Origin of the sequence: Xanthobacter pseudotagetidis (assembly GCF_043194795.2) — a bacterium.
In the GTDB taxonomy this organism is placed as follows: Bacteria; Pseudomonadota; Alphaproteobacteria; order Rhizobiales; family Xanthobacteraceae; genus Xanthobacter; species Xanthobacter tagetidis_A.
The window spans coordinates 266,545-278,626 of sequence record NZ_CM195534.1 but is presented as its reverse complement, the minus strand read 5'-3'; the positions used below and the strand labels follow the sequence as shown (position 1 = coordinate 278,626).

Below are 12,082 nucleotides of genomic sequence, written 5' to 3'. Positions count from 1 at the left end.
AAAACGGCCATGCAGCACAAACCAGCGGTCACCATCGGCATCAGTCGCCTGGTCATCATCGGCGGCATCCTGGCTTCGCTGGTACCGGTGGCCCTGCTCGCCATCGGCTACACGCTGAAGACCCGCGCGCTGGTTCTCGACACCACCCTCGACCAGAACCAGCTCTTCGCCTCGGAAGCCGTGCTCTATGTGGACCGCGTGCTCACCGACCACCAGAAGCTCCTGGGGTTCGTGGGCGAGGACCTGGGCGCCGATGCGCTCCAGCCGGCGCAGACGCTGCCGACCCTCGCGCGGCTGCGCCGCAGCTTTCCCCTGTTCGACCGGATCCTCGTCGCCTCCACCGACGGGATGGTGCGCTTCTCCGATCCCGAGACCGCCGACACCGGCCAGAGGATCGCCGGCGTCAACATCGCCGACCGCGCCTACTTCCAGACGGTGATGCGCACCGGGAAGCCCTATATCGACCCCGAGGTCCTGATCGGCCGCACCTCAGGCGCGCCGGTGATGATCATCGCCGCGCCGATTCCGGTCCGCGACCAGGGGGTCGTCGGCGTGCTGGTGGGGACCATCGACCTCGATTCGCTCACCCAGCTCGTCGGCCGCATCCACGTGGGCAACACGGGCCGCGCGGTCATCGTCACCCGCGACGGCACCACCGTGGCCCATCCCAACGCCCAGCTGGTGCAGCAGCGCTTCAACTTCTCGGCGCAGCCCATCTGGCAGCATCTTCGCGGCGCCGCGGAGGGGCGCATCGAATTCTATCCGGACGAGAACAAGGTCGAGCGCTTCGCCGCGTTCGCCACCGTTCCCTCCACCGGCTGGAAGCTGTGGCTCAGCCAGGAGCATTCCGAGGTGAACGCGGAATTCTACGCGCTGCTCGCCTCCAGCAGCGTCTGGCCGCTGGCCTCGGTGCTGGTGGGCGTGCTGCTGACCTTGCTTCTGGCGCGCATGATCGCCCGCCCGATCCAGCGGCTGCACAGCACCGCCGAGGAGATCGCCGCCGGACATCTCGACCAGCGCGCGCCCGAGGGCGGCCCGCGCGAGCTCGCCAGCCTCGCCACGGCGCTCAACGGCATGGCGCAGACGCTGCAGACGCGCATCGAGGACGAGCGCACGGCCCGCGCCGCGCTGGAGCGCACGGTGACGGACTATGGACGCTTCGCCGAGCGGGTCGCTGCCGGCGACTTCTCGGCCGAGGTCGCCGTCGACAACGCCGGCGACCTGGAGCGTCTCGGCCACGGGCTCAACTCCATGTCGCGTTCGCTCGGGCTGCTGGTCGGCGAGATCAAGTCGGCGACGGCGCAGCTCGGCTCGGCGACCGCCGAGATTCTGGCCGCCACCAGCCAGCAGGCCGCCGCCACCGCGGAGGAGGCCGCCGCGGTGCGCCAGATGGCGGCCTCGGTCCACGAGCTGCGTCAGGCCGGGGAATCGGTGGCGCGGCGCACGCAGACCGTGCTCGACACGGCCCAGAAGACCGAAGCCATCGCCGATGCCGGGCTGCTATCCGTGGAGGAGGCCGTCCGCTCCACCGAGGACGGCCGCCAGCGCCTCGAGGCCCTCGCCGAGCGCATCATGGGCTTCAGCGAGCGCACCCACGAGATCGCCGAGATCAACGCAACGGTGGGCGAGATCGCCGAGAAGTCCAACCTGCTCGCGGTCAATGCCAGCATCGAGGCGGCCAAGGCCGGGGAGGCCGGGCGCGGCTTCGCGGTGGTGGCGAGCGAGGTCAAGGAGCTCGCCGAGCAATCCAAGGCGGCGACCGCGCAGGTCCGCCGCATCATCGCCGACATCCAGCGCTCGGCCCAGGCGGCGGTGATCGCGGCGGAGCAGTTCGCCAAGGCGTCGGATGCCACCGTGACCACCTCGCGCCAGTCGGGCGCGGCCATTTCCAGCCTCGCCGGCCGCATCACCGACGCCTCCCAGGCCGCCCGCCAGAACCTCGTGGCCGCCGAGCAGCAGCAGGCGGGAATCGAGCAGATCGCGCTGGCGGTGGACAATATCGAAGCCTCGTCCGCGCAGACCGTCTCCGCCACCGCCCAGGTGGAGCAGTCGGCGCGCAGCCTGCACGACCTCGCCGTGACGCTGGAAAGCATCGTCAATCGGGTCTCGGTTGGCCAGGGAGGCTCGCGTATCGCCACATGACGCGCAAATCCCAGGACGAACTGCGCACGCGGCTGCTCGCGATCTTCCAGGAAGAGGCGGCGGACCATCTGCGCGGCATCGCCCGGGAGATGGAGGAGCTGGCGCGCGCGCAGGACGCCGCCGCCGCGGGCGCATCCCTCCAGAGCCTGTTCCGCATCGTGCACACCTTCAAGGGCGCCGCGCGCTCGCTGTCGATCCGCGCGGTGGAGCAGCTCTGCCACGAGATCGAGGACCTGTGCAGCGAGCTGGTGCAGGGGCACGCCGCCTTCGACGCCGAGGCGCACGGCCACCTGCGCGAGCTGACCCAGCGCCTCGTGGACGTCACCCGCAACGCCCTGGCCCCGGGCACCGCGCCGCCGGCACCGGAGCAGGTCGGGCCGGCCGCCTCCGGGACCGCATCGGCGCCGCCCGCGCCCGTCATGCCGGCGGCTCCGGCGCCATCTGTCTCCGCTCCCGCGCGCGAGGCGCCCGCTCCCCCGCGGGCCGGGTCCGCCGCCCCGCCGCGCCCGCCGTCCGCGCCCAGCTTCGTGCGGGTCGAGACCGGGCAGATTCACCGGCTCGGACTGATGGCGGAAGAGCTGCTCGGGCCCCGCCTTGCCGGGCAGGCGCGCAGCGAGGAGGCGCGGGGGCTCGCGCACCGCGTCGCCGAGATCCGCCGGCAGCTTCGCGGCGCCGGCCGCGCCCGGGGGGAGGCCGATCCGGCGGCGGTTCCGGCGGACGAGCTCAAGGCCATCGAGCAGTCGGCGCGCCGGCTCGCCGCGGCGCTTGCGGAGGACAGCCGGGCGCTGCGCGTCACCGCCGACACGCTCATGCTGGAGCTGCGCCGCGCGCGGCTGATGCCGGCCGGCGACCTGCTCGCGGTCTTCCCGGACATGGTCGCCGAGCTGGCGCGGGCGATGGGAAAGTCCATCTCCTGGCGCACCTCGGGCGCGGACCTGCTGATCGACCGCGAGGTGGCAGAGCGGATCAAGGACCCGCTCATCCACGCGGTCCGCAACGCCATCGACCATGGCATCGAGCCTGCCGATGCGCGGGCGCGGGCGGGCAAGCCGGCGGTGGGCACGGTGGCGCTCGCCATCGCGCCCGCCGATGGCGGACGGGTCGCCATCGAGGTCTCCGACGACGGCGCCGGCATCGACGTCGAGGCGGTGCGCGCGGTGGCGGTGCGCAGCCGCATGCTCACCGCCGACGAGGCGCGCGATCTGCCGGAGATCGACGTGCTCGACCTGGTGTTCCAGTCGAGCCTCTCCACGCGGGGCGTGATCAGCGCCGTGTCCGGCCGCGGCCTCGGGCTCGCCATCGTGCGCGAGCGGGTCGAGCGGCTGGGCGGCAGCGTCCGCCTGCATTCGACGCCGGGCGCGGGAACGGTGCTGCGCCTGGAGGTGCCGGCCGCGCTGGCCAATTTCCGCGGCATCGCCGTGAAGGTCGGGGACGCCGACTTCATCCTGTCGCGAGATGCGGTGGAGCGCACCTTCCTGCTGCCCGCGGTCGTCCGCGTGGAGGCGTTCGAGCGGGGCGTCGTGCAGTTCGAAGGCGCCGCCGTGCCGTTCGCGCACCTGTCGCGGCTGCTCGGCGGTCCGCGGGACGCGTGGCGCGAGGCGGCGAGCCTCGGCAGCGCGCTCGTCATCCGCCACGGGCTGCGGCGCGGCATCGTCGCCGTGGACGAGATGGTCGGCGAGTGCGAGGTGATGGTGAAGGAGCTGCGCCAGCCTTTGCTGCGCGTGCGCCACGTGATGGCCGCGGGCATGCTCGGCAGCGGCCGCCTCGCCCTCATCCTGCGGACCGCCGACGTGCTCGACGCCATGGCGCTGGGGCCCTCGCGCCCCGCGGTCGAGCGGCCGTCGCGGCCCGCGCGCAAGCAGCGGCTGCTGATCGTGGACGATTCCCTGACCACCCGGGCCATGGAGTGCGGGCTGCTGGAGGCTGCGGGCTACGAGGTGGAGGCCGTCGCCGACGGCATGGAAGCCTGGTCCGCGCTCCAGCTCCGCCCCTTCGACGCGGTGGTCTCGGACGTGGACATGCCCCACATGAACGGGTTCGAGCTGACGGAGCGGATCCGCGCCGATCCACGGCTGAAGCAGCTGCCCGTCGTCCTGGTCACAGCGCTAGAGGAACGGAAGGATCACGATCTAGGGTTGAAGTTGGGGGCTAACGCTTACATGATGAAGTCGGCGTTCGACCAGTCGCTGCTCATCGATCTCGTGAGGCGCGTGCTGTGAGTGCCCAGGCTAAGATTCGTGTGCTCCTGGCCGAGGATTCCCCGTCCCAGCGCGAAGTGCTGGCATGGGCGCTGGGCCAGTCCGGCGAGTTCGAGGTGGTGGGCCGCGCCGTCAACGGCGCGGAGGCGGTGGAGATGGCCGCCACGCTCCGGCCGGACATCGTGCTCATGGACTGCCACATGCCGGTCCTGGACGGGATCGGGGCCACCCGCGAGATCATGCGCCGCTGCCCGGTGCCGATCCTGGTCGCGAGCGCGAGCTTCGAGCCGACGGACGTGCATCCGGGCCTCGAAGCCGTGCGCCAGGGCGCGCTGGCCATCGTGCCGAAGCTGCCCGGCGTGGACAGCGCGGACTTCGACGCCGTCGCCCGCGAGCTGTTCCTGTCGCTGCGCCTGATGTCCGAGGTCAAGGTGGTGCGGCGGGTGCCGCCGCGCGGGCGCCGCGAGCCGGGCATCCGAGCCGAGGTCGCCGGGCGCGTCCGGATGGTGGCGCTCGGCGCCTCCACGGGCGGGCCGCCGGTGATCCTCGAGATCCTGCGCGGCCTCGGTCCAAATCTTTCAGCGCCGGTGCTGGTGGTCCAGCACATGGCGAACGGCTTCACCGGCGGCTTCGCAAGCTGGCTCGCCCGCGGCAGCGGCCTGCCGGTGGAGATCGCCGGCGACGCCGTCCTGGCCTTGCCGGGCCACGTCTATGTGGGGCCGGAGGGCCGCCATCTCGGCATCGACCGCCATGGCCGCCTGGCCTTGAGCGACGGCCCGCCGGAGAACGGGTTCCGCCCCTCCGTCTCGCACCTGTTCCACGCCGCCGCGCTGGCCTTCGGTCCCTGCGCGCTCGCCGTGCTGCTGACCGGAATGGGAGAAGACGGGGCGGAGGGATTGGCTCATGTAGCAAGATGTGGTGGTATCACTGTCGCCCAGGATAAGGAGACGTCAGTCGTGTTCGGCATGCCCGCGGCGGCCCTAAGGCTCGGCGCGGCTCAGCGGCTGCTCGCCCCTGCCGATATCGCGCAGTTCATCCAGACACAACTGGCCAGAAAGAGCCTGCCCACATGATGTACCATGCTTCAAGCATACTCATCGCTGAGGACAGCCCGACCCAGCAGGCGCAGCTCGTCCAGTTCCTGGAAAAGCTTGGATATGCGGTCAAGGCGGCCCGCAGCGGCACCGAAGCCTACGAGATGGCGGTCGCGCAGCGGCCCGACATCATCCTCAGCGACATCATCATGCCGGGCATGAGCGGCTACGACCTGTGCCGGCGACTGAAGGGCACCGCCGGCCTCGATCAGGTTCCCGTGATTCTCGTGACCTCCCTGTCGCAGCCCCAGGATGTGCTGGCGGGGCTGGAGGCGGGAGCCGACAGCTTCATCATCAAGCCCTACGACGAGCAGATTCTCAGCTCGCGCATCACCTACCTGCTGCGCAACCGCACCCTGCGCTCCAGCGAGAGCGTGAGCGACGTGCTGGAGATCGAGTTCGGCGGCGAGCGCCACCATGTCACCGCGCGCAAGCAGCAGATCCTCGATCTGCTCATCTCCACCTACGCCCAGGCGGTGCACCTGTTCACCGCCCTCGACCAGGGCCGACAGGAGCTCTCGCAGTCCTACGAGGTGCTGCACGCCCTCTATGACATGACCGAGGGGCTCAATCGCTGCCGCGCTCCGGCGGATGTGGCCGCTGTCGCGGTCTCGCGCAGCCTCGGCGTGCCCGGCGTGCGCGACGCGTGGCTCTATCTGCGCGAGGGGGACGCGCTGGTGCTCGCCGCCGATCGCCATTTCGGGCACGGCGCCCTGGCCGATCCCTTTCCGCCCGAGCCGCCGGCGGATGCGGACGAGGAGGTGCCCGTGGACGAGGGCGCGCGCAGCGGCGGCCTTCCCCAGATCCGTCAGTTTCAGGCCAGGGGAACGGGCGCGCTGAGGCACCATGCGAGCATGCGCCTGACCGCGGGCGCGCGGACCATCGGGTGCCTTCAGCTCGCGGGCTCCGAATCCGCCATATCGGGCGAGGTCGCCTTGCGGACGCTGGAGGGCATCGCGGGCCAGATCGCCATCGCGCTGGAGCGCGCGCTGCTCCACACGCAGCTCGAGGAGGAGGTGCGCAAGCGCACCGAGCGCCTGCTGGAGGAGGTGGCCGAGCGGCGCCAGGCGACCGAGACCATCACCGCCATCTTCAATGCCTCGCCGGTCTCCCTCATCTCGCTCGACGCGCGGCTCAACGTGGCGACCTTGAACCACTCGGCGCGCGACGCCTTCCGGATCTCCGGCGAGGGCGCGCTCGGCCGCGGCTGGCGCTCCCTGTTCGCCACCGTCCCGCCTGGTCTTGAAGAGGCGATAGGCGCGCTGCCGCGTGGCCGGGAGGTGATCAGCATCGAGGTGGAGGCCGCCATCTCCGACGGCACGCAGCGGACCTTCCACATCGCCGGCGAGCCGCTGATCGACGCGGATGGCGCGTTCCGCGGCGCGGTGCTCGCCGCCGACGACATCACCGAGCGGCGGCAGGTGATGGAGCAGCTGCACCAGGCCCAGAAGATGGAGGCGGTGGGCACGCTCACCGGCGGCGTGGCGCACGATTTCAACAACCTGCTCACCACGATCATCGGCAACCTGGACCTCGCGGCCATCAAGCTCGATGGCCACGAGGCGCGCCCGCTCCTCGATGTGGCGTTGCGATCGAGCCTGCGCGGGGCCGAGCTGACGCGCAAGATGCTCACCTTCGCCCGCAAGCAGCCGCTGGAGCCCCGGTACCTGGACGTGGCCGAGATGATGGCCGAGCTGCAGATCCTGCTGGGCGCCACATTCGGCCAGAGCGTGTCGCTTGCGATCACCGTGCCGCCGGGGCTGCCGAAGGTCTATGCCGATCCGACCCACCTGGAATCGGCGCTGATGAACCTTGCGATCAACGCCCGCGACGCCATGCCCGACGGCGGCCGCCTGTCCATCGCGGCCGAGGCCACCCCCGGCGGGGCAGCGAACCCTGGCGGTCCACGCAACATCGTCTTCGTGGTTTCCGACACCGGCACCGGCATCGCCTCCGATCGGCTGGAGCGCATCTTCGAGCCGTTCTTCACCACCAAGGAGGCCGGCAAGGGGACCGGCCTCGGCCTCGCCATGGTCTACGGCTTCGCGCGCCAGTCCGGCGGATCGGTGGAGGTCGAAAGCGTGGTGGGCATGGGGACCACGTTCCGCGTGACCCTGCCCGCCGTGGAGGACGGCCCCGGCGAGGCCCCGGTGCCGGATGCGCCGGCGGTGTCCGGGCCGGAGCCCACCGCCAAGGCCGTGCTGCTGGTGGAGGGCAACGATGAGATCCGGCAGACCATCAGGGCGGCCCTCGAGCGGTCGGGGCATCTCGTGAGCGGCGTCAGCGATGCGGGAGAGGCGCTGGAGCATTTTGACACCGGCGGGCATTTCGACCTTCTCCTCACGGAAGTCAGCCTGCCCGGCGACATCGACGGCCTGAGGCTCGCGGGCCTGGTCGCGCAGCGCCGGCCCGACTGCCAGGTCCTGCTCATGTCCGGGGCGATAGACCTTCAACTGGAGGACGAGGCCCGCCGCTCCTTCCGGATCCTCAGCAAGCCCTTCCGCATAGACGACCTGACGCGGGCGGTGTCGGCCTTGTTTTAGGAGAGGAACATGCCTGAGCAGAATATATTCGTATTGGATGACGAGCAGGACATCGGCGAATACATCTGCGCTGTCGCGAAGATGAATGACTTTGAAAGTCATTATTTTTCCGATCCAAACGAATTCTTTGCCGCCCTCGCCGCCTCCCCCACCGCGTGCGTGGCGATCGATCTGCAGATGCCCATACTGGATGGCATCGAGGTGATGCGGCGCCTCGCCGCCATGCAGTTTCACCGCCCGATCCTGATCATGAGCGGCATGGACCTGAAGGTCCTGGAATCGGCACGCCACTTCGCCAAGGCGCACAAGCTCGCGGTGAGCGACATCATCAGCAAGCCGGTGCGCGTGGAGGAGCTGAACCGCATCTTCGGGCGCCTCAAGTCCAGCAACCACCTCCCGCCGAGCAGGGCCGACCTCATCGAGGCCATGGACCGCGGCGAGTTCGTGCTCTACCTCCAGCCCAAGGCGCGCATCCGTCACGACACGGCAGGCTGCCGGTACGCGCCCCTGGGCTTCGAGGGCCTGGCGCGCTGGAACAGCCCCACGCGCGGCCTCAGCACGCCCGACGCCTTCATTCCCCAGATCATCGCGTCGGGCCTCAGCCCGCAATTCTCCGACCACATCTTCGACCTCGCCTTGGCGACGCTGAAGCGCTGGGGTCCGTCGTCGATCACCGCGTCGCTCGCCATCAACATGTCCGCCCCGGACGTGGAGGACATCACGCTCGCCGACCGGCTGTGGAGCCGCTGCCTCGGCAGCGGCGTCGATCATCAGCGCATCACCATCGAGATCACGGAATCGGCGGCGATGGAGCATCCGGAACGGGCGCTCGACGTGCTCACGCGGCTGCGGCTGCGGGGCTTTTCCCTGTCCCTCGACGACTTCGGCACGGGCTATTCCTCGCTCGTCCAGCTCCAGCGCCTGCCGTTCGCCGAGCTCAAGATCGACCGCTCCCTCACCGCCGACTGCATGTCCTCCGAGCAGACGCGCATCATCGTCAAGGCGATCATCGACCTCGGGCACAATCTCGGCCTCGCCGTCGTGGCCGAGGGGGTCGAGGACCAGGAGACGCTGGAGCTGCTGAGCAACTGGTCCTGCGACCTGGTCCAGGGCTATCTCCTCGCCCGGCCGCTGCCGCCCGATCTCGCCGAGAAATGGTGGCATGAGAAGTGCTGCTGCGCGCAACCCTGAGCGTGGCGTGGAAGGCCGCCTGGCCCGTCGTCCCGCGAAGCCCCGCCGGCCTCCGGCAGATCCCAGGGAGGTCCACCACCGACCCCCGCGATCCCACGCACCAGCCGGGGCAGATGCTGGAGCCGGAATTCTCGCGTGAGAGAATTCCTCTTAAACGTCATGCGCGATTGAACTGGTGGAGCCGAGGTCCACCTAACTATCGTCTACAGAAGAACACAAGCATCGAAGTCGCCCCAAAAAATACCTTTTAAATCAGCGTTCTCCGCCTCTTCCTGTCTACGGTGGAATACCGTAGACTACGGCGAGCTAAGCTTGCTGCTGGGGCAGATGCTAGGGCAGCGCTGGGGCAGAGATGGGACGCGAGACGAAGAGGCTGACTGCGCGCACGGTTGCGACGCTCACCACGCCGGGCCGGCATGCCGACGGCGGCAACCTCTATCTGTCCATCTCCGCGAATGGCGGGCGCCGGTGGATTTTCCTCTACCGGTGGGGCGGGAAGCAGCTCGAGATGGGGCTGGGCTCGGCCCGCGACGTGACGCTCGCGCGGGCCCGTGAACTGGCGGACGCGGCCCGCGCACAGCTCGCCGAAGGCATTAACCCCCTGGACGTGCGGCGCGCAGAGCGCGTCGTCATTCCGACTTTCGGGGAGTTTGCCGACGGCCTGGTGCAGAAAATCCAATCCGGCTTTCGCAACGAAAAGCACCGCTGGCAGTGGCAGCACACCCTGGAAGTCTATGCGGCGGCGCTCCGGCCTATTCAAATCGACAGCGTGACCACCGAGGACGTGCTCGGCGTGCTGCAGACGCTTTGGCAAACGAAGCAAGAGACGGCCTCCCGCCTTCGCGGCCGGATAGAGCGCGTCCTTGACGCTGCCAAGGCAAAGGGGCTCCGTTCGGGTGAGAACCCGGCGCGCTGGCGTGGCCATCTCGACGCCCTGCTGCCGAAGCGCCAGAAGCTACAGCGCGGGCACCACGCCGCTATGCCCTATTCGGACGTGCCGGCCCTCGTTGCCGAACTGCGCCAACGAGAAGCGACCGCGGCGCTTGCACTGGAATTCGCAATCCTGACCGCTGCCCGCACAGGCGAGGTGATTGGCGCCACCTGGGCGGAGATCGACCGGAAGGCGAAGGTGTGGACCGTGCCCGCGAATCGGATGAAGGCCGGCAAGGAGCATCGCGTACCGCTGACCGACCGCGCCCTTGAAATCCTGGACGTCATCGAACCGGCTCGCGCCGAGGGCGACTTCCTGTTTCCGGCTTCACGCAAGGGCAAGCCGCTCTCCAATATGGCGATGGCGATGCTTCTCAAGGTGCGCATGAAGCGGCCGGACATCACCGTGCACGGCTTCCGATCATCCTTCCGCGATTGGGCGGGCGAATGCACGTCTTTCCCCCGCGAGATTGCCGAGGCGGCTCTGGCGCACACCGTGGGCGATGCAACCGAGCGCGCTTATCGCCGCGCCGACGCGCTGGAGAAGCGCAGGAAGCTGATGGAGGCGTGGGCCAAGTTCATCGCCGGCGGCGCCGGCGCTCAGGTGGTGCCGATCCGCGCCGCTAAGAGATAGAAACCGCGCCCGCCTGGGCGCTTCGTGATGCGTGGGGCTAGGCCGGCCAGCCGAACGCCGAGATGCACCCTCGGCTGCCCCACGCGCCTCTCGGTGCGCGCCAGGTGTAGGCGATGGATAGGACTGTAGCAAAAACGAATGTACGCTTCTATCCAGACGGATATATTGGTCTAGAGCAGGCAACACTTAAGATTGCCAAGTACATTGAGCCAGATGAATGGAGGCTGGAAACTTTCCTTGATGGAGAGGATACATTCTGGTCAGGTCTAGCCATTACTAGTTCAGCCGTCGCTATCGATACTCAACTTTGGCTTCGTTACAAAGAATGCGCACCCGAAGACGTGGTTCGTGTTTACGCCCGAGTGCAGAGTTTTCTTTATGCGCAGCAGCAACTTCAGAAGTGGCTCTTTTCGGGCGAGCTTGTTGGTGAGTACCTCAGCGAGGCGGGCCAGTGGGGGTGGATCCATAGCGAGGGCTGGAGCACAGCAGCTGGCCTAGACATACTTGAAAGAGGTGTCGCGACGCTGGATGACGACTGGGTCAGACTGGTTCTTCTGCGGGAGGACAAACTAGAGAAATTGCTACGGGAAGTGTGCGTGCCAGAAAATAACGGCCGCGACACCCGAGGAGATGCAAGCCCCACCTCAGGTGAGGAAGGGCGTCTCATAAAAAAACTCGCTGAATTACTGAAAAAAAATAAGGACATGTCCAAGGTGAAAGCAGCCGAGCTTCTCGGGATCTCCCATCGAAGCAGACCGTACGAACTTCGGATCTGGCCCGGCGGCCGTGAAGCTGCTGGCCTTGCACGACGGGCGAAGGTGGGTCGGAAAAAATCGTTGCAATGAAATCAACGCGATACTATCGCGCAATCAACGCAGCATAATCAACGCGCCAATTAAATTGACGCGCCTATTTCGGCACATTCGAAGGCGGCAACATCCACTCACAACCGCAGAAATCCACTGCGGCCCATGTGAGTGGAGAGCAGAAATGCAGCTTGCAGACACCGCCGTTGCCGCCCCGGCCGGCGCCTATCACGCGCCCGAAGCCCTGGCCTACGACGTTGCCACCGCCGCCCGCATCATGGGCGTGTCCAAGGCCACCGTCTTCAATGAGCTGAAGAAGGGCGCCATCGCGGCCAAGAAGTTCGGCCGTAAGACCCTCATCACGCGCGCTGCCATCGATGCGTGGGTCGCCAATCTCCCCGCCCGCAATGCCGCCTGAAACGCGAACACCCGACGCTGGATCAGAGCGCCGGGTGCGGAATGTCGCGTCGAAATCCCTCCCGCGAGGAAGAATTTCATGCCCTCTTCTATGCCACGCGTCCGCTGTGCGGGCAAGACGGCCCCG

8 protein-coding genes are annotated in these 12,082 nt (G+C 68.4%); all 8 read left to right on the top strand.

Annotation, left to right across the window (positions count from 1 at the left end; translation table 11 throughout):
- Window positions 1–9: 9 nt before the first annotated feature.
- Window positions 10–2,142, top strand: a complete 2,133-nt coding sequence (locus tag V5F67_RS01335; protein WP_394020565.1) for a methyl-accepting chemotaxis protein — start codon at window positions 10–12, stop codon at window positions 2,140–2,142.
- Entirely contained in the window at window positions 2,139–4,361 is a 2,223-nt protein-coding gene (locus tag V5F67_RS01330) for a hybrid sensor histidine kinase/response regulator (RefSeq protein ID WP_394020567.1), read from the top strand. Before V5F67_RS01335 ends, V5F67_RS01330 begins: the two co-directional genes overlap by 4 nt.
- Window positions 4,358–5,413: a chemotaxis protein CheB gene (locus V5F67_RS01325; protein ID WP_394020569.1), complete on the top strand. Its 1,056-nt coding sequence runs from the start codon at window positions 4,358–4,360 to the stop codon at window positions 5,411–5,413. Before V5F67_RS01330 ends, V5F67_RS01325 begins: the two co-directional genes overlap by 4 nt.
- Window positions 5,410–7,977: a response regulator gene (locus V5F67_RS01320; RefSeq protein ID WP_394020571.1), complete on the top strand. Its 2,568-nt coding sequence runs from the start codon at window positions 5,410–5,412 to the stop codon at window positions 7,975–7,977. Before V5F67_RS01325 ends, V5F67_RS01320 begins: the two co-directional genes overlap by 4 nt.
- A gap of 9 nt (window positions 7,978–7,986) precedes the next feature.
- A complete protein-coding gene (locus tag V5F67_RS01315) occupies window positions 7,987–9,168 on the top strand; it encodes an EAL domain-containing response regulator (protein ID WP_394020573.1) in 1,182 nt (393 codons plus the stop codon).
- Window positions 9,169–9,520: 352 nt separating this feature from the next.
- Window positions 9,521–10,732 (top strand): tyrosine-type recombinase/integrase, encoded by a 1,212-nt coding sequence (locus tag V5F67_RS01310; protein WP_394020575.1) that lies wholly within the window; start codon window positions 9,521–9,523, stop codon window positions 10,730–10,732.
- A gap of 113 nt (window positions 10,733–10,845) precedes the next feature.
- Window positions 10,846–11,577 (top strand): hypothetical protein, encoded by a 732-nt coding sequence (locus tag V5F67_RS01305; protein WP_394020577.1) that lies wholly within the window; start codon window positions 10,846–10,848, stop codon window positions 11,575–11,577.
- A 145-nt stretch (window positions 11,578–11,722) separates the two neighbouring features.
- Window positions 11,723–11,956 (top strand): helix-turn-helix domain-containing protein, encoded by a 234-nt coding sequence (locus V5F67_RS01300; RefSeq protein ID WP_394020579.1) that lies wholly within the window; start codon window positions 11,723–11,725, stop codon window positions 11,954–11,956.
- Window positions 11,957–12,082 lie beyond the last annotated feature (126 nt).